At 70.0% G+C, this 21165-nt stretch carries 25 protein-coding genes; 17 read left to right on the plus strand and 8 right to left on the minus strand.

All coding sequences use genetic code 11. From position 1 onward, the window contains the following. Positions 1-138: 138 nt before the first annotated feature. Genes ACQEVZ_RS46780 through ACQEVZ_RS46790 form a run of 3 tightly spaced genes read left to right on the plus strand, consistent with a single transcriptional unit; the run spans position 139 to position 3048 of the window. Complete coding sequence (locus ACQEVZ_RS46780; protein ID WP_433380537.1) at positions 139-1263, plus strand: extracellular solute-binding protein; 1125 nt, start codon at positions 139-141, stop codon at positions 1261-1263. 4 nt (positions 1264-1267) lie between these two features. Then, positions 1268-2227 (plus strand): carbohydrate ABC transporter permease, encoded by a 960-nt coding sequence (locus tag ACQEVZ_RS46785; RefSeq protein WP_433380540.1) that lies wholly within the window; start codon positions 1268-1270, stop codon positions 2225-2227. Beyond that, positions 2224-3048 (plus strand): carbohydrate ABC transporter permease, encoded by an 825-nt coding sequence (locus ACQEVZ_RS46790; protein ID WP_344509856.1) that lies wholly within the window; start codon positions 2224-2226, stop codon positions 3046-3048. The genes ACQEVZ_RS46785 and ACQEVZ_RS46790 overlap by 4 nt, the downstream gene beginning before the upstream one ends. On the opposite strand, the gene ACQEVZ_RS46795 is transcribed toward ACQEVZ_RS46790, so the two are convergent. After that, positions 3045-3800, minus strand: coding sequence for a GntR family transcriptional regulator (locus ACQEVZ_RS46795; protein ID WP_433380544.1), 756 nt, complete (start codon positions 3798-3800; stop codon positions 3045-3047). The two genes, ACQEVZ_RS46790 and ACQEVZ_RS46795, sit on opposite strands and share 4 nt — an antisense overlap. A 114-nt stretch (positions 3801-3914) precedes the next feature. Between ACQEVZ_RS46795 and ACQEVZ_RS46800 the strand changes: the two genes are divergently transcribed. From ACQEVZ_RS46800 to ACQEVZ_RS46825, 6 genes are all read left to right on the plus strand, one after another. After that, positions 3915-4763: a cupin domain-containing protein gene (locus ACQEVZ_RS46800; RefSeq protein ID WP_360572164.1), complete on the plus strand. Its 849-nt coding sequence runs from the start codon at positions 3915-3917 to the stop codon at positions 4761-4763. Then, positions 4756-5712: an ROK family protein gene (locus ACQEVZ_RS46805; protein WP_433380548.1), complete on the plus strand. Its 957-nt coding sequence runs from the start codon at positions 4756-4758 to the stop codon at positions 5710-5712. The genes ACQEVZ_RS46800 and ACQEVZ_RS46805 overlap by 8 nt, the downstream gene beginning before the upstream one ends. Positions 5713-5818: 106 nt before the next feature. Continuing rightward, entirely contained in the window at positions 5819-6247 is a 429-nt protein-coding gene (locus ACQEVZ_RS46810; RefSeq protein ID WP_344509837.1) for a DJ-1/PfpI family protein, read from the plus strand. Between the two features lie 33 nt (positions 6248-6280). Next, positions 6281-7321 carry a phosphotriesterase family protein gene (locus ACQEVZ_RS46815; protein WP_344509835.1) on the plus strand — a complete coding sequence of 347 codons (1041 nt, stop codon included), beginning with the start codon at positions 6281-6283 and terminating at the stop codon, positions 7319-7321. A gap of 11 nt (positions 7322-7332) precedes the next feature. Next, a complete protein-coding gene (locus ACQEVZ_RS46820) occupies positions 7333-7998 on the plus strand; it encodes a type 1 glutamine amidotransferase domain-containing protein (protein ID WP_344509833.1) in 666 nt (221 codons plus the stop codon). Then, a complete protein-coding gene (locus ACQEVZ_RS46825) occupies positions 7995-8735 on the plus strand; it encodes an SDR family NAD(P)-dependent oxidoreductase (protein WP_433380553.1) in 741 nt (246 codons plus the stop codon). Before ACQEVZ_RS46820 ends, ACQEVZ_RS46825 begins: the two co-directional genes overlap by 4 nt. Positions 8736-8816: 81 nt before the next feature. On the opposite strand, the gene ACQEVZ_RS46830 is transcribed toward ACQEVZ_RS46825, so the two are convergent. Beyond that, complete coding sequence (locus ACQEVZ_RS46830; protein WP_433380556.1) at positions 8817-9575, minus strand: SMI1/KNR4 family protein; 759 nt, start codon at positions 9573-9575, stop codon at positions 8817-8819. Between the two features lie 256 nt (positions 9576-9831). Between ACQEVZ_RS46830 and ACQEVZ_RS46835 the strand changes: the two genes are divergently transcribed. After that, a complete protein-coding gene (locus tag ACQEVZ_RS46835) occupies positions 9832-10848 on the plus strand; it encodes an endonuclease/exonuclease/phosphatase family protein (RefSeq protein ID WP_433380559.1) in 1017 nt (338 codons plus the stop codon). 68 nt (positions 10849-10916) lie between these two features. Here ACQEVZ_RS46835 and ACQEVZ_RS46840 read toward each other — a convergent pair whose 3' ends face one another. The 3 genes from ACQEVZ_RS46840 to ACQEVZ_RS46850 all read right to left on the minus strand — a co-directional run bounded on the left by ACQEVZ_RS46840 (position 10917) and on the right by ACQEVZ_RS46850 (position 13341). Then, positions 10917-11783 (minus strand): S41 family peptidase, encoded by an 867-nt coding sequence (locus ACQEVZ_RS46840; protein WP_433380562.1) that lies wholly within the window; start codon positions 11781-11783, stop codon positions 10917-10919. Positions 11784-12079: 296 nt separating this feature from the next. Then, positions 12080-12811: a class I SAM-dependent methyltransferase gene (locus ACQEVZ_RS46845; protein WP_433380565.1), complete on the minus strand. Its 732-nt coding sequence runs from the start codon at positions 12809-12811 to the stop codon at positions 12080-12082. A gap of 119 nt (positions 12812-12930) precedes the next feature. Beyond that, the gene (locus ACQEVZ_RS46850; RefSeq protein WP_344509819.1) at positions 12931-13341 is read right to left on the minus strand and encodes an organic hydroperoxide resistance protein; all 411 of its coding nucleotides are present in this window, start codon (positions 13339-13341) and stop codon (positions 12931-12933) included. 138 nt (positions 13342-13479) lie between these two features. Here ACQEVZ_RS46850 and ACQEVZ_RS46855 point away from each other — a divergent pair, with 138 nt between their 5' ends. The 5 genes from ACQEVZ_RS46855 (at position 13480) to ACQEVZ_RS46875 (ending at position 16651) form a co-directional block, all read left to right on the plus strand. Continuing rightward, complete coding sequence (locus ACQEVZ_RS46855; RefSeq protein WP_433380569.1) at positions 13480-14394, plus strand: AraC family transcriptional regulator; 915 nt, start codon at positions 13480-13482, stop codon at positions 14392-14394. A gap of 139 nt (positions 14395-14533) precedes the next feature. Beyond that, positions 14534-15184: a DUF1963 domain-containing protein gene (locus ACQEVZ_RS46860; protein WP_433380572.1), complete on the plus strand. Its 651-nt coding sequence runs from the start codon at positions 14534-14536 to the stop codon at positions 15182-15184. Between the two features lie 50 nt (positions 15185-15234). Beyond that, positions 15235-15924 (plus strand): hypothetical protein, encoded by a 690-nt coding sequence (locus ACQEVZ_RS46865; RefSeq protein ID WP_433380575.1) that lies wholly within the window; start codon positions 15235-15237, stop codon positions 15922-15924. Between the two features lie 240 nt (positions 15925-16164). Beyond that, a complete protein-coding gene (locus ACQEVZ_RS46870; protein WP_433380578.1) occupies positions 16165-16434 on the plus strand; it encodes a DUF2283 domain-containing protein in 270 nt (89 codons plus the stop codon). A gap of 52 nt (positions 16435-16486) precedes the next feature. Continuing rightward, the gene (locus ACQEVZ_RS46875; RefSeq protein WP_433380581.1) at positions 16487-16651 is read left to right on the plus strand and encodes an ADP-ribosylglycohydrolase family protein; all 165 of its coding nucleotides are present in this window, start codon (positions 16487-16489) and stop codon (positions 16649-16651) included. A gap of 28 nt (positions 16652-16679) precedes the next feature. Here ACQEVZ_RS46875 and ACQEVZ_RS46880 read toward each other — a convergent pair whose 3' ends face one another. Next, positions 16680-17126, minus strand: a complete 447-nt coding sequence (locus ACQEVZ_RS46880) for an N-acetyltransferase family protein (protein ID WP_433380584.1) — start codon at positions 17124-17126, stop codon at positions 16680-16682. Positions 17127-17220: 94 nt separating this feature from the next. On the opposite strand from ACQEVZ_RS46880, the gene ACQEVZ_RS46885 reads away from it, so the two are divergent. Further along, entirely contained in the window at positions 17221-18663 is a 1443-nt protein-coding gene (locus ACQEVZ_RS46885) for a hypothetical protein (protein WP_433380587.1), read from the plus strand. Here ACQEVZ_RS46885 and ACQEVZ_RS46890 read toward each other — a convergent pair. Then, positions 18660-19400: a hypothetical protein gene (locus ACQEVZ_RS46890; protein ID WP_344509807.1), complete on the minus strand. Its 741-nt coding sequence runs from the start codon at positions 19398-19400 to the stop codon at positions 18660-18662. The genes ACQEVZ_RS46885 and ACQEVZ_RS46890 overlap by 4 nt on opposite strands. A gap of 188 nt (positions 19401-19588) precedes the next feature. On the opposite strand from ACQEVZ_RS46890, the gene ACQEVZ_RS46895 reads away from it, so the two are divergent. After that, a complete protein-coding gene (locus tag ACQEVZ_RS46895; protein ID WP_433380590.1) occupies positions 19589-20170 on the plus strand; it encodes a dihydrofolate reductase family protein in 582 nt (193 codons plus the stop codon). Positions 20171-20173: 3 nt separating this feature from the next. Here the strand turns inward: ACQEVZ_RS46895 and ACQEVZ_RS46900 are convergent, their stop codons facing one another. Further along, positions 20174-21142 carry a hypothetical protein gene (locus tag ACQEVZ_RS46900; protein ID WP_433380593.1) on the minus strand — a complete coding sequence of 323 codons (969 nt, stop codon included), beginning with the start codon at positions 21140-21142 and terminating at the stop codon, positions 20174-20176. Between the last annotated feature and the right edge of the window lie 23 nt (positions 21143-21165).

Below are 21165 nucleotides of genomic sequence, written 5' to 3' on the forward strand. Positions count from 1 at the left end.
GCCATCGGGCTGGCGGGGGCTCTGGCCCTCGCGGCCTGTGGCGGAGCAAGCGACTCGGGCGCAAACAGCTCGGGCGAGATCAAGGGAAGCATCGACTTCTGGATGGGCGACCCCATCGGGGACGCCCAGCAGCCAATCATGCAGAAGCTGGCGGACGACTACGCCGCCGCACACCCGGGGACCAAGGTGAACCTCCGGTTCCTCGGTAAAGACGCACACCAGACGTACCTGACCTCGATCGCCGGCGGCAGCGTCCCCTGTGTCGCGCTCATCGGCAACACCTGGACCCCCGAATTCGCGGCACTCAACGCCCTCGAGGTCTACGCCAACGACCCCAAGACGCTGCAGGGCACCTACGTGCCCGGCATGATCGAGTCGACCATCTTCAAGGGCAAGTCGTACGCCGTTCCCTATGACACCGGTGTCCGCGCCCTCATCTACCGCAAGGACATGCTCGAGGCGATCGGCAAGACGGCGGCCCCCGCCACCTGGCAGGAGCTGCGCGAGGACGCCCTCGCCATTCAGGCGAAGAACCAGGGCGTCAACGGGTTCGGCATCATCGGCGGCGCGCACTGGTACTACCTGCCGCTGATCTGGAACTGGGGCGGGGAGATCGCCAAGCAGAGCGGCGACAAGTGGGTCTCCGAGGCCGGCTCGACGCAGTCCGTCCAGGCGTTCCAGTTCTACTCCGACCTGCTGACCAAGGATCGCCTGTCGCCCGCCGGCGCCTCGGCCTGGACCGCGGCCGACGTCGACAAGTCCATGGGCCTGGGCCAGACGGCGATGATGGTCGGCGGATCGTGGGATCTGCGGACCATTCTCAAGCAGAGCCCCGACCTGGAGGGCAAGCTGGCCACGGCCGTCCTGCCCAAGGGCCCGGGTGGGAACAACGACACGTTCGCCGGCGGCAGCAACCTCGCCGTGTTCCGCGAGTGCAACAACAAGGCGGTGGCGAACGACTTCGTGAAGTTCATGATGACCAAGGAGAACCTCGTGCCGGTCACCTCGAACCTGGGCCTGCTCCCGGCGACGAACGACGCACTGGCCCAGGAGAAGGCCACCGGGTCGTTCTCCGCCCCGCTGTTCAAGGCGTACGCCGAACAGGCCGACCACACCCGTTCCATTCCGCCGGTGGCCACTTGGGGCAAGGTCGAAGGGGCCAACTCCATCGTGAACGCCATGCAATCGATCATGAGCGGCAAGAAGACGGCCGACGTCGCCATGAAGGAACTCGCGGACCAGGTGAACCAGGCAATTGGTTGAGAATGTGAGGACCACGATCCGTCGCGCGGCGTCCTCGGCCATCCCGAGGGCGCTGCGCGCGCCGCGCTTGCCGCACCGGCAGCAGAGCTTCGAGAAACGATTCCTGCCGTGGGCCTTCCTGGCGCCTCTGCTCGCGGTGATCGTCGGCGTGGTCGGATACCCCGTGGCGCGCACGATCTGGCTGTCGTTCTTCGACGGTGAGTACCTGCAGAGTGGACCGTTCGTCGGGCTGCAGAACTACCGCGACATCTTCGCCGACCCGAACTACACCGCCGCGCTGCTGCGCACGACCCTGTTCGCGGCCGCGGTGGTCGTCACCACGATTCTGCTGAGCCTGGCCATCGCCCTGGTCCTTGACTCCGCACCCCGCGCGGCCAGGGTGCTCAGCGTCATCGTGCTGCTCCCGTGGGCCATGCCGCGGGTCGCGTCGGGCATCGTCTGGAAGTGGCTGTTCGACGACCAGTACGGCGTGGTCAACTGGCTGCTGGTCAACTGGTTCGGCCTCGACTCCTTCAAGGGCTACTCCTGGTTCAGCACGGGTACACCGGCCATGGTGGCCATCACGATCGCTGTCGTCTGGCACTCGGTCCCCTTCGTGGCGGTCTCCCTGTTCGCCGGGCTGCGCGGCACCCACGGTGAAGTGGTGGAGGCGGCCCGGGTCGACGGCGCCAGCGCCTGGCAGATCCTGCGACGGATCCGGCTGCCGATGATCCGTCCCCTGCTGGTCGTGATGACCACGATCTCGACCATCTGGGCGTATCAGTCCTTCGACCACTTCCTGGTGATGACCACACCGCCCGGCGGCCCGGACCACTCGACCGAGGTGTTGTCCCTGCTGACCTGGCTCGAGGCGTTCGCCCAGCTCGACCAGGGCTCCGCCGCGGCCATGGCCGTGGTCCTGTTCCTCATGCTGGCCGCGGTGAGCGTGCTGTACGTCCGGCTGAACCGAGAGGACGTTCGATGACGTCGCTGTTGCGCCGTGGTGCGCTGTTCCTGCTCGTTGCCGTGATCGTGGTGAGCAGCCTGTTCCCGTTCTTCTGGATGCTGGTCACGTCGGTCAAGCCCGACAGCGAGCTGTTCACCCGCACCCCCCGGTTCATCGTCACGTCGCCGACCGTGGAGCGGTACACGCACCTGCTCGACGGCAACATCCCCACCCAGTTCCGCAACTCCCTCATCGTCGCCGTGGCGACGACGGTGCTGACCGGCCTGATCGCCCTGCTGGCGGGCTACGCCCTGGCCCGCTACCGGCTGCGGACCCGGCACATCCTCACGGTTGTCATCCTCGTCACGCAGTTGCTGCCGCAGACCATCCTCGTCATCCCGTTGTTCACGCTGTTCCGCAACGCCGGCCTGCTCAACACATTCCAGGGGCTGACCCTGAGCCACCTGGCTCTGACCGTGGGCCTGTGCACGTTCATGCTGCGCTCGTTCGTCGTGGAGATCCCATACGAGCTGGAAGAGGCCGCCCTGGTCGACGGGGCGAGCCGGCTACGCGCCGTCTGGTCGATCGTGTTCCCGCTGGCCTGGCCGGGGCTGGCGGCGAGCTCCGTCTACGCGTTCATCACGTCGTGGAACGAGCTCATGTTCTCGGCGACGTACATGCAGCGGCCCGAGATCGAAACGCTCCCTGTCGCCCTGCAGCAGTACTTCTCCAGCTACTACACCGACTGGGGCGGAGTGATGGCGGCGAGCGTGATCTTCACGATCCCCGTGGTGATCTTCTTCCTCGTCGTGCAGAAGCGGCTGATGCAGGGAATGGCATCGGGCGCGATGAAGGGTTAGAAGCGGAACAGCGACGCCTGGAACCGGTAGGAGTCGCCGCGGTACAGCTGGCGGCCCACGTCGAAGCACTGATCGTGCTGGTCGAAGGTCTTCTGGTAGCCGACCAGCACCGGATCGCCGGGCTCGAGGCCGAGCACCTTGGCCTCCCGCGCCTTGACCGCCTCCGCCGCGAGCTCGTAGTCGCACCGGCTGGCCGCGATGTCATACCGGTCGCGCAGCACGTCGTAGAGCGACTGGCCGGTGAAGTCGACGTCCTCGATGCCGGGCACCCGGGCGGCATCGAGGCACGAGTGGTCGACACTGAGCGGCGAGCCGTCCAGGAACCTGACCCGGCGCAGGTCGACCACCGGCTGGGCGGCGTCGATGCCCAGGACCTCCGCCTCGGCCAGGGTGGCCGGGCGGACCGCGGCCCGCACGACCCGGGACGTCGCCTCCATGCCGCGCTCGCGCGCGACCTCGCTGAGCCCGCGCAGCCGGTTGGGCTCGTGCACGAGCCGGTTCTCGCCGACGAACCAGCCGCGCTGCGGCGACGGCAGGATCCGCCCGGCATCGGCCAGGGCGCTGAGCACCTGCCGCAGCGTGGCCCGGCTGACCCCGAGCTCGGCGGCCAGGGTGCGCTCGCCGGGCAGCCGGCTGCCGGCCGGGAACTGCCCCACGGTCAGCGCTTCCTGGAGGGCGCGGTAAGCCTCGACCGCGTTGTTGCGGCCCTCCACCCGAGCTGGGGAGACCTTGAGGTCGAGTGCCTTCGCCACGGCTGCCACTCCTCGGTTCGTTGGTGTGCGCTGCATCCTAACGCCCTTGACACGCACGACCCCGCCCTTCCAGACTGGTCTACTATACAGACCAGTTGGCTACGAGAGGGCGACATGACAGACGAGAGCATCCGCGAGCCGCAGGTCCTTCGATACCGGGACCTCGAGCGGCGCACGTGGGGCGACGAGACCACCGGACGGCTGTGCGACTGGTTCTACGCCGACGACGCAACGATGAACCTCAACATCGTCGGCATGCCGCCGAACGGTTCCGCGATCTCCTCGCCGGAGCACCCCACGGTGTTCGGCGCCGACGAGCTCTTCTACGTGCTCGAAGGGCGCATGGTCCAGAGCAACCCGGTCACCGGCGAGGTCTTCGTGGTCAACCCCGGCGAGGCCATCTTCTTCCGCAAGGACACCTGGCACTACCAGTGGAACCACAGCAACACGCAGCTGCGGATGCTCGAGTTCTTCCAGCCCGCCCCCAAGGCCGGAACGGGCGGCGCCTACGCGCGTGCCCAGCCCCCGCTCGACGGCCCGCCGAAGCAGGGCCAGGACGAGCTGCTCGGCAACTGGCCGATGGCCCGCGACCTCCCGCGCGAGCGGACCACCTGGATGATCCGGGAGGCCGACATCCTCTGGCGGATGGAGGGCACCACGCGGGGCCGCGAGATCCTCGTGGGCATCCTGGCCAGCACCGAGCACCTCACCGGCGGGAAGATGTCGTTCCTGGGCGGCCAGCGCAGCGACGTGTACAGCCACGGCGCCGACAAGGTGATCTTCGTGGAGTCGGGCAACCTGCACGTCGAGCTGACCGGCACGAAGAAGTGGGTCGAGCTGGACGCCTGGGACGGTGTGCGGATCCCGGCCGGCACGCCGCACTCGTTCTACAACATGAGCCACGAGCCCGCCACGTGCCTCTTCTCGGTGGCCGGCGAGTACCGGCCGGGCTGCGTTGCCTGACATCGCGGTCGGCGGCGGTCACGACACCATCGTGGCCGCCGTCGACTGGGGTGGGACCTGGATCCGGGCGGCCGCCGTGTCCGGCGGCCGGATCGTGCGCAAGGACCGCCGCGCCAAGCCGGCGAGCCTGGCCGAGCAGTACGTCACCGTCGCCGAGATGGTCCTGCACACGACCGCGGACCTGGCCCGGCCTCCGGCGGCGGTGGGCGTGGGACTCGCGGGCGTGGTGCAGGAAGGCATCGTCGGCACCGCCGTCAACCTCGGTTTCACCGACGGGACCGACGTTGCGGCGGCGCTGCACCCGCACCTGCCGCTGCCCACCTATCTGCTCAACGACGCGCAGGCCACCGCGCTGGGCGTGGCGGCTCGCTGGCCGCACGGCACGACCGTCGTCCTGACCATGGGCACCGGCATCGGCGGAGCGGTGATCAGGGACGGCTCGCTGGACCCCGGGCTCGGCGGCGCCGGCGACTTCGGCCATGTGGTGGTCGACGTGTACGGTCCCCGCTGCCCCTGCGGCGGCACCGGCTGCCTCGAGGCGCTGGTCTCCGGACGGGTCCTGGCCGAAGCCGCGGGCGCGCTCGCGAAGGACGGGTTGAGCCCCCTGCTCGCCGCCCGCGCACACAGCGGGCGCGCCCTGCACGCCGGAGACCTGCAGGACGCCGCCGAGAACGGCGACGGCCAGGCGGTCGGCGTGCTCGACCGGTCCGCGTTCGCCCTGTCCGCCGGCCTGCGCACGATCGTCGCGACGCACGATCCGCAGCGCATCGTCCTTGCCGGGGCACCCCTGGCCCCGGACACGTGGTTCGGCCGCGCGGTGCGAACCCACTGGGACCGCACCCGGCCGCGCTGGGCCCGCACGGAGCTGCACCACGTGCGCGACGACGAGGACGCGGCACTGCTCGGGGCGGCGTCGCACGCACTCGACAGGTTCACCGCGGCTTTGTAGCGGCTCAGCCCGGCTCCTGACGAACTTCCCAGCCGATCCATCGTGTGGCAAACTGCAACTGGTTCATGTACTAGACCAGTTCTCTTGAGAGGCCAGGTCAATCCCCATGACGTTGTCCAACCGTTCGATCGTCGTCTTCGCCTTCGACGGCTACCAGGAGCTCGAGTTCTGGTACCCGGTCCTGCGCGCCCGGGAGGAGGGGGCGGAGGTCAAGGTCGTCGGTCCGGGGGACGGCCCGTGTGAGAGCCACCTGGGCTACCCGATCCTCGGGGACACGGTCCCGGACGAGGTCGTGTCCGAGGACGTGGACGCACTGGTCGTGCCGGGGACGGTGACCGGCCGCCCGGCGGCCAGCGACGAGCAGGTGGCGCTCCTGCGCCGGTTGCGCGCCGCGGAGGTGCCCATTTTCGCCAGCGGCTCCGGCGCCCACCTGGTCCGGGAGCTCGTCCTCGACGTCGATCCCGACCGCGTCGCGGTGGACGCCGACGCCCTTCCCTCCCTGTTCACCCGGCTGCGGACCGAGCTGGCCGGCTGAGCCCCGCTCGCCGACGTCGAAGGAGCATTCGTCATGCAGATCTTCCGTACCGTGCTCGGTGACGTCCCGGCCGAGGAGTCGGGCCGCATCCTCACCCACGAGCACCTGCTCTACGGCTACCCCGGGGCCGAGCTGGACCACCGGACCGTGTTCGACCACCCCGCCGCCGTCGAGCGGGTCAGCGATCAAATCGTCACCGGCATGATCCCCAACGGCTACAACACCCTCATCGACATGACCCCGGCCGAGGTCGGCCGCCACCCGCAGTTCATGGTGGACGTCGCCAAGCGCACCGGCATCAACGTCGTGGCGATCACCGGGTTCTTCCCGGAACGCATGGGCGTGCCGTACTACTGGCGCCGGCAGACCGTCGAGGAGCTCACCGACTTCTTCGTGCGTGACCTCACCGAGGGCATGGTGTTCGCCTGGCAGCAGACGCCGTACAAGGCCGGCGCCATCAAGATCGCCACTGGTCAGGAGAGCGTCTTTCCCAAGCCGAGCCCGGTGGGCGCGTACGGCCGCCACGTCCACGAGGTGGAGGACCGCCTGATCCGGGCGGCCGGCAAGGCGGCCATGGCGACCGGCTGCGGCATCAACACCCACATCGACCCGATGGACTTCGAGGTCACGAACCCGGGACGCGAGCAGCTCGAGATCCTCGACGAGGTCGGCATGGACCTCTCCAAGGTGATCATCGGCCACGCCTTCGTGCCGCCGCAGGTCAACATGATGCGCGAGGTCCTCAAGATGGGCGCGAACGTCCAGTTGGACCACATCGGCATTCCCTGGCGCGTCGGCAGCGCGGAAGAGCTGGACGAGGCGATGGCCAACGCCCTCATCGAGCTCATCGAGGACGGCTACCTGAACCGCATCGTCCTGTCGTTCGACCGGTGGTTCTTCAACCCCCGGGCGACGGTCACCGAGACCGACCCGCAGCTGGAGAACGAGAAGGTCAACCTCAACTACATGTTCACCAGCTGGGTGCCGCGCCTGAAGGCCAAGGGCGTCACCGACGAACAGCTCGACCAGATCATGATTCACAACCCCCGACGCATCCTGTCGATCGCGGTCTGACGGAGGACTGAATGGAACTGCAGAAGGCTCGAGTCGCCGTCCTGGCCGAGAACCTGTACCAGGAGCTGGAGCTGTGGTATCCGGTCCTGCGGCTGCGGGAGGCCGGTGTACGGGTCACGATCGTGGGCTCCCGCGCGGGCGAGGTGTACGCCAGCAAGCTGGGCTACCCGGCGGTCGCCGAGGTCGGCATCGCGGACGTGTCGCCCGACGACTTCGACGCGGTGATCGTGCCCGGCGGGTTCTCGCCCGAGTACCTGCGCCGGGAACCGCGCTTCGTCGAGTTCGTCCGCGCCCTCAACGACCGGGCCGCCCCGGTCGCGGCGATCTGCCACGCGGGATGGCTGCTGGCGACGGCGGACATCGTGAAGGGGCGGGCCGTCACGTCGGTCCCCGTCATCAAGGACGACGTGATTCACGCCGGTGGCGACTGGCGCAACGAGGCCGTCGTGGTCGACGGCAACCTCATCACCTCGCAGCTGCCCAACGACCTGCCCCAGTTCCTCGCACGGATCCTCGACGCCCTGGCCGGCAGCGACGCGAAGGGCGGTGACGTCCCGGCCGTCGTCCGTGATGCCACGCCGAGCTCGGCGGTCTACCGCGCGGCCGCCGTGGTGAAGAACCGTGCGGCCGGCCCGGGATCGGCCAACTACCGGGCGTACGCGGTGGCGGGCGAGTGACCGTCGCGCTGGTCGCCGGCGGCGCCACCGGCATCGGACGGGCAACCGTGCGGGCCCTGCGCGCCGCCGGCACCGACGTCTACCTGGCCGACGTCAATGACTCGACGGCCCGGGAGGTGGCGGCGCAGGAGGCCCCGGGGCGGATCGTCGTGGGGCACCACGACCTGGCCGACAGGCACGCGCCGAAGGCCGCCGTGGACGCCGCCCTGGAGGCATTCGAGCGGCTCGACCACGTTGTCGTGACCGCCGGCCTGCACGTCGTCGCTCCCCTGGAGACCTTCGCGTTCGAGGCGTGGGAAGCGACCATGGCGGTGAACGTTCGGGCGCCCTACCTGCTGGCCCAGGCGGCCGCGGCGGCGCTGGCGGACAGCCGCGGAAGCATCGTGTTCACGGGCTCGACCGCGGCCCACCGCGGCAGCCCCGGCACGTTCGCCTACGCCGCGTCCAAGGGTGCACTCATCAGCCTGACTCGATCGCTGGCGGTCGAGCTCGCGGGCCGCGGAGTTCGCGTCAACAGCGTGTGCCCGGGGTGGATCGACACCCCGTTCAACGATCCGTACTGGAACGCCCAGGCCGACACCGACGCTGCCCTGAACGGCATCGTCGCGCGGGTGCCGCTGGGCCGGCAGGGCGATCCGGAGGAGGTGGCCACCCTCATCGTGTACCTGCTCGGTCCGGGCTCGGCCTACCTGACGGGACAGTCCGTGATCATCGATGGCGGCCTGCTCTCCGCCTGAACTACGACAGGGCGGCCGGCCGGGGACGGTGGTTCGACACCACGAGCCCCCGGGCCGTGCCGCGCGCGTCGGCGAGATGGTTCAGGCTTCCAGGCGATGGCCGATGCGGTCGAGGGCCTCCGCGCCCCAGTACGTGCTGAGCTGCGTCGCCAGGCCGCTGGCTGCCCGCACGGTGGTGACGAGGTCGACGAGCAGGTCATCGCTGGCCGCCCACAGGTAACACTGGCCGGTCTGGCCCCACGCGTCCTTCTCCAGCAGGACCCGCTGGTCGTCGGCGCTTCCGGCGAACCGGTGCCGCTGGCCGTTGCTGTCCGTGGGCCGCTCCTCCAACCGTGTGCCGAGCCCCGCCCAGGCGGCCGGGTCGAAGCTCGTTACCGGTGCCCGGAGCGTCCGTTCGCCGCACATCGCCTGGTGGTCCCAGATCCGGGTGTACACCAGATCCGAGAACGAAGCCGTGAGCATCGTCCACTCGTCGGTGGGCTCCAGGTCGTCGAACGAGATCATCACGGGCGGGTCGTCGCTGCCGTCGAGCATGACCGCCCAGAAGCAGACTCCCTGATTCTCGATCATGAACGGCAGCAGCTGACGCTCGGCGACCAGATCCCACTCGCGTTCCTGGTCGGACTCGTCGCCGGGCCAGTACTGCTCCATCCGGCCCAGCTCGTGGGCCGCGTACACGCGGTCCTCGTTGCTGAACGCGCGCAGCGTCTCCTGGCCGGCGGCGAGTGAATACCACTCCCGCACCGATGCGGGCAGCGGGAAACCGCGCGCAGCGGCGAACCGGTCGATGGCCACGACGGCGTCGGGTGAAATCTCCGCGGTTCGCCCGGCCAGGGCCAACGAACGCGCATGATACTGCAGCTGGGACAGCATATGTGGAACGCTCCTGAATGCCTTGTGTACGTTGACGCGATGCGATCTTGAAACGCGCGGTGCATCGTACAGAGGCGGTTCAAGGGCAGGCCGGGCCGAAACAACTCCCGCTGACGTGACCGCCCGGCGAGGGTGCCGGAGGTCCTGCCTCACCCCAGGGGACCGAGCGCTCGTCCAACGACCCGCCACGTGACGACTCGCCTGGTCCCCTACCCTTAGCCGGATGATCAGCACCGAGGAGACTCTGCCGGGCACGTCGCCTGCTGCGACCCTACAGCGGCGGCGGTGGTTGACAGTGCTGCTGTGGCTGATCATCGCGCCGTTCGCGGTATGGGCGGCGGTGCGGGTGTTCGGCCTGGAGAGCGGCTACCCGACCATCCAGCTCCTCGCCTTCACCCCGTACGTCGCGGTGGTCTCGTTCGTGCCGCTGGCGCTCGCGGTGCTGACGAAACGGATCTGGCCGGCGGTCGTGGCTGCGGGGGTGGTGGTCGCATTCGCGGCGTGCGTCCTGCCGCGCTGGATCGCCGACACCGACGCCGGGGCTCAGACAGGGCCGACGCTGCGGGTGATGACCGTCAACATGCTCTACGGCCAGGCCGACCCCGGCCAGATCGTGCGCCTCGTCCGCGACGGCGCCGTCGACCTGCTCGCCGTCCAGGAGTACACCGCCGAAGCGCGTGCCGCACTGCATGCGGCCGGGCTGGAGGAGACACTGCCGGACGCGGTCACCTACCCGCGGGCCGACGCGGGCGGCTCGGCCGTCTACAGCCGCTTCCCGCTCGCCGACAAGGGGTACCGACAGCTCGCCGGCGGCTTCATGCAGGCGCACGGCAGAGTACAGGTGCCGGGCGCCCCGGAGGTGTACGTCGAGTCGGCGCACCCGTGCGCCCCGATGGGCCGCGTGACGGACGCCTGTTGGCACGCCGATCTCGCGGCGCAGCCGGCGGCGACCCCGAACGGGCCGGTCAGCGTGCTCATGGGCGACTTCAACTCGACCCTCGACCACGAGGCGTTCCGCGGGGTGGTGGCGAAGGGGTACCACGACGCCGCCGACACCGCCGGTGCCGGGCTGTCCACGTCGTGGCCCTACGACAACCGGTGGTACTTCCCGAGCGTGACGCTCGACCACATCCTCGCCGACAAGCGCGTCGGAGTGCGGAAGGTCGTGATCCATCGCATCGCGGGGAGCGACCACCGGGCCGTGTTCGCCGAACTCGTGCTCCCGAAGGCCAGCGGCTGACCCGCGCGGAAAGATTCCTGACGGCCCTGCGAACTGCCCTGATCCTGGCCCGGCTCACCCAGCAGCCGTCAGCGCAGCGCCTCCACCGCGGTCTCGATCACCGTGTCGGGCGGGCTGACGACGTCGGGCACGACGCCGGCGCCCTCCCAGTTGGTGCCGGTGATGCTGTCGACGACGTAGGCCTCGGGCAGGTACGCCAGGACCGTCGGCGCCAGCCGGATCGGCGTGATGTGATCGGCGGCGCCGGGCGTGGTTTCACCCACGACGGCCACCCTGCCCCGTGCCTGCAGGTGATACGCGAGCGCTTCGCCGGACGAGAACGTGCCCGGGCCGACGAGGACGGCGACCGGCTGCCGCAGACTCGTGCCGGACGGCAGGGCGGGTGTCCACCACTGGCGCCGCCGGTCCGGGTAGACGACCTCGGACAGCTGCGTCGGCGTATCGCCGAGCAGCCGGCCGGCGATGTGCGCCACCGTTGCCGGGTCGCCGCCCCCGTTGGCGCGTAGGTCGAGCAGGATCCGGGCCGAGCCGTGAGCGAGGGCGAACGCGGCGTCGAGATACGGCTGGGCGAGGCTGACGGCGTCGAGGTCATCGACGCTGATGAGGCAGGTGCCGTCCGCCAGCCGCCGCACCTGCGAAACGCACGCGGCCCGAGCCCGGACCACGTCCGGGTCGGGATCCGGCCACCCCGGCGACACGGTGTCGGGCCGGCCGGTGCCGCCGGGCTCGAAGGTGAGCGCGAGATGGCGGGAGACCGTCCACGCACACTGTTCGATCGCCACGCAGTCGGCGCCGGTGACCGGGGTGTCCACGGCCCCAAACCGTTCGGTGAGCACGGCGATGAGCGCGTCGCGTCGCGCGCCGGATGGCATCAGCCGCGGCAGCCAGCCGGTGAGCCGCTCGACGAGGTCATGCACCAGCAGGACGTCGGACATGACCGAACGGTAGAGCAGCGGGTCCGCGTCCAGCAGCCTCGACCGCTACGCCCGCAGCGAACCGGCTTCGCGCCCTGCACCCGCATCCCCCGCGCCTTCCCCCTGAACGCCCGGACGGCGGCAGATGTGTGCGGCCCTCTCTGCCAGCGGTATCAGTGGGTGTCTGCCGCGCGTGTGCTCGTTCGTGGTGTGGAAGCTCCGCGGCTGCGCCGTTGCTTGCGGAATGCGGACGCTCGTGGCGCTGGGGACTACCGGTGCCGCCCGCCGCGGTGGCGCGGCGGGTCGGGCCGCGATGGTCAGGTTGCGCGTCGTGCGGCGACGATGAGGAAGTTCGGCAAGTGGACGTAGGCGTCGATGCCGTCGGGGCCGTCGGAGGCGACGTCGGGGGCGAGTCCGGGCTCGGCGATCTCGGTCAGGTGGCAGCCGAGGCTGGTGAGCTGGTTGAGGTAGGTCGAGAGGGTGCGGTGGAAGTCGACACCGCTGGGCCCGGGGATCTCGTACTCGGCGAGGTAGCGGTGCGTGCGGTACTCACCGTGGTCGCGCCAGGCGGTCCACAGCTGTTCGAAGCAGGGGTGGTTGACAGTGAACACGAACAGTCCGCCGGGTTTGAGCGCGTGCACGCACGCCTGCATGGCGCCGGTCCAGTCCGGGATCGCGGGCAGGACCATGCTGGCGACCACGGCGTCGAACGGTGCGCCGAGGTCCGGCAGGGCGCACAGGTCGGCCTGAATGTACCGGATGCCTTGCGGCGCAACGGTTTCCTGCTCCACCGCGAAGTCGAACAGGGACTGGCCGGGCTCGACGCCGACGGTCCGGGCGCCGCGCCCGGCCAGCATCCGGCTGAGGTAGCCGTTGCCGCAGCCCGCATCGAGCACCCGCCGCCCGGCCACGTCGCCGAGCATGCGCAACAGGATGGGGTTGATCAGGTGGCGCTTGGCGAAGTCGCCGTCGTGCGCCATCTGCTCCAACAAGGTGCGGGGCATCGTTCCCCAGCGTCGGATGGCCATGTCGTTGGTCCACTCGGTCACGATGTGCTCCCTCTGGTCCTTGTCATGCTGATGAGTCTGGTGGGCTCACCGAGCTGTGTCATGCGGCGGGTTCCTGCGTCGCGGACTCCGGTGGTCGCGGTCCAGGCGGCGTCCGGCGGTTACCCGGCGAGCAGTTCGACTGGGATGTTGCCGCGTGTGGCGTGGGAGTACGGGCATACCTGGTGAGTGGCCTCGATGAGTTCGCGACCGGCTTCCCGGGGCAGGCTTTCCGGCAGCTTCGTCCGCAGGGTGACTTCGAGACGGAAGCCGCCTTGCCCGTTCGGGACCAGGCCGACCTCAGCGGTGACCGACATGCCGGAGACGTCGATCTTCTTCTTCTGCGCCACCAGCTGCATCGAGGTGGCGAAGCAGGCGGCGTAGCCGGCCGCGAACAACTGCTCGGGGTTGGTGCCGTCGCCGGTGCCGCCCAACTCCTTCTGGAGGGCGAGCGTGACGTCCAGCTTGCCGTCCGAGCTGAAGGCGCGGCCGTCGCGGCCGGTGGCGGTCGCGACGGCGGTGTAGTGGCTCATGTCCTGCTCCTCTGGTAGACGGACCGATCGGTTGACTGCATTCACCGTATGGAGATCAAAGACTGCTCTCCATGGTTCTAGGTCTTCGATCCATGTCTGATCGTCTCGATCGGTGCCGTCGGGCGATACGATCTGGAGATGGACGTACTCAGTGACGCCATCCGCGTCATGCGCACGGGGCGGCCACATTCCGCCGAGATCCGCAAACGTGTCCCGTGGGGAGTGCGGGCCGAGCCGTTCTCCGGGGCCGGCTTTCACGTGGTGCTGGAAGGGACGTGCTGGCTGATCCCGCCGGAGGGCGCGGCGATCGCGCTGGGTCCGGGCGATGTGGTGTGCCTGCCGCACGGTTGCGGGCACGCGCTGGCCGACAGCCTGTCCAGGCCGCTGGCGGGCGCACCCTCGGCCGCCCTGCCGGAGGTGGTGCCGAGTGCCGACGACGGCGAAGGCGCCGCCACGATCCTGTTGTGCGGCGCCTACACGCTCGACCAGACCCGGCCGCATCCACTGTTCCAGGAACTGCCCGAGGTGATTCACCTGCCGGCTCGCCTCGGCCACCGCTCGCCGCTGCACGCTGCCGTCAACCTGCTCGGCGACGAGATCGCCAACCCCGGCCACGGAACCGAAGCCGTCGTTTCGGCGCTGCTGGACATGATGCTGCTCTACATCCTGCGGGCCTGGCTCGCCGACCAGACCGAGGGCGGCCCGGCCACCGGTTGGGCCGCGACGCTGGCCGACCCCGCGATCACCGCGGCGCTGCGCCACATCCACCAGGAACCCGCCCGGCAGTGGACGGTCGAAGCGCTGGGCGCGAAGGCCGGGCTGTCGCGGGCGGCCTTCTCTCGCCGGTTCACCTCACTGGTCGGCAAACCACCCCTCGGCTACCTGACCTGGTGGCGGATGACCTTGGCAGCGCGACTGTTGCGCGACAGCAACACATCGGTGCAGACCATAGCGCAGAGCGCCGGATACACCTCCGAATTCGCCTTCGCCAAAGCATTCAAACGGGAGCAAGGCCTGGCCCCTGGCCAGTACCGCCAGCACTCGCGAAGGTAATCCCGGCGCGCGTTACCTGCGGCAGATCGTGCACTCATAGTTGATCTATGCTCGGGCGCGATGAACAGCGTTCGGCCACCGCGGAACGGCGGATGGCGGGCCGACGACGATCGGCGCTTGCGGGCTGAAGGGTGGGGCAGTGGAGGTCGACGAAGCTGAGTTGGCGGCGCTGTACACAACGCTCGATGCAGATGTCGCGGCGGCCGTGGCCAGCTTTGAGTTGCCGTCGGTGCGTATCCAGCCAACCGAAGCGTGTGACGCGGACGCTGCGGTGACCCGGTTCGGGGGTGTTCCACTCGTTGGCATGGGCTTCGCGTGGCCGACGAAGGACGACGGCCGACCGCTGAGTCTGATCGGCCAGTGGCGTTGCGACGAGCTGAACCGGTGGATCGGCGAGCAGCTCCTGCCGGCCGACAGCCTGCTCTGCTTCTTCTTCGACGTGGAGGAAGAGGCCGGCTGGGGCCTTACCCCGCAGGACGTCCGGGGCTGGCGGGTCACTGTTCACCGCGCCTTCGGATGGCCGGAACCGCAGCAGAACCCGATGCATCTCGACTGCCAACTCGTCTCCAACGGCAGAGAACTCACGGCGGCCGGCTACCGCGACCCACGCGTCCCGGATCTTCAGGCTGACGCCGCAGGCTGGCAGCTGCTGTGGCAGGTGGACACCGACTTGCACGGCCTCGGGATCGAGTGGATGTGGGGCGACATGGGCAAGCTGTACTTCTGGATCCGCAGTGAGGATCTTGCCATCGGCCGCTTCGACCGGGTCTGGGTTCTCCTACAGGGCTGAGGCCGAACGTCTCAACTCATCGGCTGCACGCGCAGCCGTAGGATGCGGTCGTGGTGTCGTTGCTGTCGTTGTCGCTCGAGAGAGCGCTGCATGCGCGGTCCGCCGAGCAGGTGCGGGTGATCGTGCGGATCGACGGCGTCGACATCAGCCACGCCAACGGCGACGACGGCCCGGGCCCGTGGGATGCGCTGGTGCCGGTGAACCGTTTCGTGGCGACCGGCGACTTCACGACCGCGACGCTTGCCTGCTGCCCGAGCTGCGGCCCGGACTGCTGCGCGATCGAAGCGCGGGTCCGCCGCGAGGGCGACATGGTGCGCTGGGAGGTGGGTGACCGGCGCGGCGTTCGTCATGTGGGCGAGCGGCGCACGATCCTGTTCGATGCCGCGGCGTACGACGCCGAGGTTGCCCGCATCGAGGCCGACCGCAGCTGGGAGACGGCGATGCACCGGGCCGGGCGGCTCATCCTCGCCGGCCTTGCCCTGCCGTCAGGGATCGAGGGCGTGCGGGTCGGCGTGATCGGCACCGGAGAACTCGAGGTGTGGCTCGAGGAGCCGGACGAGTACCAGATCTGGGTGGACGTCCCGTGGGACCCGCAGCGGCCCGACGAGAGCGCCGCCGCGGTGCGGGCGATGCTCGCCGGACCCACCGCCGACTGGCCCGCGCGGTGGCACAGCATCAAGGGGGGCCGCGAGGACCCGCCGGCGTACGCCGGTCCGTCCTGGCGGCACTTCGAGTCGTAACGGAACAGCGCGAGTGGCGCCCGGCTTCAGCCGCCGTACGGCACGGTCCGGACCGCCATGGCGTTTCAGGCTACGCCGACGCGTGAACGTCGTTGAAGCTCTGGAAGCATTTCGGTCGTGGCGGGGTTTGGACGATGAGCGACTGGTGGGGCGGCGCGGTTGATCGGCCGGTGGTCTGTTCACGCAGCGCCCTGGTGGAGGTATCGGCAGTACTACCTGCAACAGGCAAGATTGACCGTCGTGGGACGCTGGGGCATGGCTCAGTTGAAGGTCACCTACGACGAGACCGTGAATGCGGCCTACATCTACCTCAAGCCCGGAGCCGAGGGCGCCAGAGTGGCCCGCATGTACGCGTGCGACCCGATCGGGGTCGACGGAATGATCAATCTGGACTTCGACGGATCCGGCCGCCTCGTCGGCATCGAGGTGCTGGCCGCGCGTACGAAGCTTGCACCGGAGCTGCTCGCGATGGCCGAGGACGTCACCGAGCCAGATCAGAGCGGCGAGTAGCGGTGCGGTGGGCGTCGACGCGACAGGGCGGGTAGTGGATCGTCGGGATCGGGTGGCCGGGGGTTTGCTGGGCGTGCACGCCGACACCAACGCCGCCATCGCGGGCGGGCTGCTCGGTGTCCGGGACGGCGCCTCCGCCATCCCCGCCGAGTGGCTGGCGTTGCCGCAGTACGCCGACGAGTTCGGCACCGCCGCCGACTCGCTGTGCGGCCGGTGACGGTACCGCGGCAGGAGGTGAACGGCCGTCAGGGCAGGTCCCGGCGCAGGATGTGGTTCAGGCCGAAGTCCGTCTCGATGGAGTGGACGTCGACGTAGCCGAGGCGGCGGTAGAAGTCGTGCGCGGTGATGCTCGCGCTGGTCTCCATGTGGTCGTAGCCGTCGGTCACGGCCAGCGCCTCGATGTGGCGCAGGAGGAGCCGTCCGATGCCGCGGCCAGCGGACGTCGGGTGGACGAACATGCTGTGGACCTTGTTGCCGGCGCGGGAGATCGTGCCGGTGATCCCGTCTGTTTCGGCGACGAACATCTGCCGTTGCGCGGCGAGTTCCTGGACGCGTTGCGCCGTGAAGTGGACGCACATCCGCTCGATGATCTCGCTCGGGTAGTCGCGGCTGTTGACCTCGCGCAGGCAGCGTTCGATGATGCCGGCCACGGCGTGGGCGTCGGCATTGTCGAACCTTCGAATCGTCACCATCGATCCATCGTGCCAGCATCAGGCGCCGACACGCCCGGGTTCGGCACGGACACTGCCGGTCGCCACGACCACCAGGGCCGGTAGGGTTCGGCGCATGTCCAAGCTGGCCGGGAGTCTGTCGGCGGTGTTCGCCGGGTACGCCGAGTACTGGCTCGGGGTGTCGCGGCCGGTGCCGGAGTTCCGGGTCGAGGTGCACGGGCCGGACCTGGAGCTCACGGTCGAGGTGGACGGGGCCGAGCGGCGGGTGGTCGGGCGGCTGTCCGCCTACGCGGTGCTGGCGCACCGGTTCTGGGCCGCGGTCCTGCCGCCGCCGGTGGTCATCCCGTCGCTGATCCGCGAGGGCAACGAGGGACGCGACTGGGCACAGTTCGACGACGAGCACGCCGGGGCACCGCTGCGGGAGGCCGCGGCCTGCCTCGAAGCGGCGGGCGAGCGGACCGAGGCGGCCCTCGTCCATCGGCTCCTGGCGGCCACCGACGGCGACTGGGGTGTCCCGCCGTGGACGAGCGACAAGGACTACATCGGCCATCACCAGGTGCCGGTGTCGTTGCTGGCGGAGGTCCGGCGCCGCAGCCCGGTCGTGGACCGGATCGCCGGCCGCAAGTCCTGGAACGCCACCGGTACCGTCAAGGCGCTGCAGGCCGGCGTCGGGGTGAGCGACCCGTTCGACCGGCTGGCCCTCGCGCACCTCTCCGCGCATGCGATCGGTGAGTGGATGTGGTCGGAAGGGCTCAAGCACGACGAGGCGCTCCGGTTCCTGCTGGCGTTGACGACCGACCCGGACGCCGCCGGCATGGTGGCGCTCGGCGGGGCCGAGGACATGGGGCTGGCGCTGGCCCGGCAGCGGGCGTACACGGAGGCGATCCCGTGGCTGACCGCCTGCATCGACGGCGACGTCCGCGTGACCGAGCTGGCCGCGGCCCGGCACGAGTGCCGGCTGGCGGTCGGCGACCCTGCCGCCGAGGACGACTGGGCCCTGGTCGAGCGGACCATCGACGCGCCGGACGCCAAGCGGAACCGCAGCGAGGCGTTCTCCGGTGAGCCGTACTGGAACGACGTCCGGTTCTCGGGCGGTCCCGCCGCCAGGCGCGCGGTGGCCCTGGCCCGGGCCGCGGAGGCCACCGCGCTGCGGGCCGCCGGTGAGGATCTGTGGCTCGTCGAGCAGGTCCGCCGGTACGGCCGCGATACCGCACGCAAAGGCATCGAGCGGCTGCTCAAGAAGCGAGCCTACACGCCCGGCGACGCCGAGGCCGCCGCGCTGCGCGCCCGCGCCCAGGACCTGTGCGAGCAGGCGTTGCGCACGGCCGGGCCGGAGGCGGCGGACACGACACCCACCACCGTGGAGGGCGGCAAGGACCGGGAGCGGTTCTTCCGCGCCAACGCGCTGTTCGGCTCGGTCGGCCGGGCTCGCGAGGCACTCCGCGACCGCGACGGCGCGCTCGCCGCCTACACCGCGGCCCGCGACATCGCCCTCGCCTCCGGCATCACCGGCGACTGGTGGGACGGCGACGTCCAGCGGGTCGGTAACGCCGCTTAGGGAACGTCGACGACATCCACCACCTCGCCTTCGTACGTCCACACTTCCGGGGGCGGGCCGAACGCGCGGCGAGCGGCCCGCACGGCCAGACTGGCGACGGCGGCGTTGGCGCCACCGCCGATCACCGCGCCGATGCCGAACGGCGCCACCCGGCCGAGCACGATGATGCCCTGCCTGGTCCCGTACTTGGTGATGAAGTTCCTGCCCAGGATCTTGTTGATCTGCCGCAACGTCTCGGTCGGCACCTTGGCGACGACCTGACGCCCCCAGTGCTGCCCCGTGCGCTCGGCGACCTTGCTGATGGTGGCGGAGCTGGTCCCGCCGAGCATGATGCCCATCACGATCGTCCGGCGGCGCTCCAGCTCGTCGATGGGGACGCCGTGGATCTCGGCGACCGAGAGCGCGAACAGGGCGGTCAGCTCGAGCGATGAGAGCACCTCGCCCGCCGACAGCGCCAGCGCGACCCCCGTGCCGACGCCGGGCGCGGCCGCGGCCCCGCCGACCGCGGCACCCGTCCCGGCCAGGGCGCTGACGTACATCCGCTCCAGGTTGCGGATCACCTGCGCCGGTGTCGCGTCCGGGTTCCGCTGGCGGGCCCGGGCGATGTTCCTGGCCACCAGCGAGCCGTGGACACCGATCGCCTTGTCCAGCACGTCGAGCACCCGTTGCCCACGTCCGGCCGCCGGAACCGGACCTTCGGGGGCATCGGTGTCCACATCGTCGTCGCGTGCCGTCATGGCCGAATCGTGCACGTCGGCCGGCGACAAGGGCACCGCCGAACATCCAGTTCTCCGCCATTGCTTCGGGCACGCGCACTCCCGCGGAAATATCCTGGTGCGGTGTGTCGGATCGGGTGGCGGCCGTTCGTAGACATGAGTGAGGGCGGCCGACAGAGGGCCCGCCGCACGAACCGAAGGGAACCGACATGACCGCGGTCTACACCTGGGACGTCTTCTCCACGCTCGACGGCTACGGCTCCTACGCCGAGCCCGGCGACTGGGGCGGCTACTGGAGCAAGCAGGGCCCCGAGCTGCTCGCGCACCGCGCCGCGCTGTTCGACACCCCGCAGCGCATGGTCTTCGGCGCCACCACCTTCCGGGAGAACGCCGAGATCATGTCCTCCGGCATCGACCCCCACACGCTCGACGAGTGGAACGTCCGGACGATGCGGATGCCGGCGACGGTGATCTCCTCCACGTTGCGGGACACGCTCGGCTGGCCCGACGCGACCATCGTCAGCGGCGACGCGGTGGACATCGTCAAGCGGCTCAAGGAGGAGTCCGATGTACCGCTGCGCTCGCAGGCCAGCCTGTCGCTGAACTGGGCGCTGATGGCCGCCGGCCTGGTCGACCGCCTGCAGGTGACGATCTTCCCCGTCATCTCCGGCCTGACCGGCACCAGCCCGATCCTCAAGGGCGCCGCCGACTTCGACCTCGAGCTGCTCGAGAGCCGGACCCTCGACGGGCGCACCCAGGAGCTCGTGTACCGGCCGACCCGCCGGCGGTGAGGTTCAGCGCAGCTGCGGCAGGAAGCGGTGCCGGGCGAGCGCCGCTGTCGTCTCGGCCGCGAGGGCGGCGACGAGCGCGGTGATCGCCAGGATGACGACCCAGGCCCAGATCCGGGCTCCCGGTGGGTGGCCGTAGGCGATCCAGTGCAGCCCGAACGTGGCGACCGCCGCGTACGGGAACGCGTACGCCCAGAACCCGGAGCTGAAGCGCAGGTGGCGGTACATGCCGATGAGCCGGAGCTGGACGAGGGCCGCCAGGAGCGTGTAGCCGGCGAGCCCGAAGGCCACGGCGTCGACCTTGCCGTGGGTGATGGCCAGGTACGCCAGGCCGGCGAGGGCGGGCGGCGCCGCCAGGATCGCCAGGGTGGGTTGCAGCTGCGGGGGAAGCGGCCCGCGGAAGTACAGCCGGGCCAGGATCATCGACTCGATGACGAGCCACGACACGAGCCCGAGGCCGAAGAACACCCGGGCGAGGCCAGGCCAGCCGGCGAGCGCCGCGCCGATCGTGGCGATGAGCCCTCCGGCGACCGTGGGCAGCACGTACCCGGGGTGCAGCTTGTCCATGTCGAGGCCGCCGGCGATCCACTGGCCGGTCATCCACCCGGCCAGCACGACCGTGATGATGGCGAACACCCCGAACAGCCACTGACCCGCCCCGCGGTCGTGCCGCATCAGGCCGATGGACAGCAGCATCCCGACGATCGGGATCAGCGAGATGAACGGTCCCAGCACCGGGTTGGTCAGTTCGGCGCCCCAGCCGCCGGCCCGCCGCGACACCTGCGTGACGTAGCCGATGAGCAGCGTCAGCCAGACCGCGGCCGCCAGTATGCACAGGATGTCGGACACGAGGGCGGGCGCGAATCCCAGCACCGCGGCGTAGCCCCAGCAGCCGGCAAGGCCTGTCAGCCCGTACGCGATGCCGAACAGATTCGGTGTGATCCCGACGCGTGGCTCATTCGTCCGTGCGTTCACCGCGGCACGCTACCCGCCGATCC

It is taken from the genome of Dactylosporangium sp. CA-152071, assembly GCF_050936335.1.
Lineage (GTDB): Bacteria > Actinomycetota > Actinomycetes > Mycobacteriales > Micromonosporaceae > Dactylosporangium > Dactylosporangium maewongense.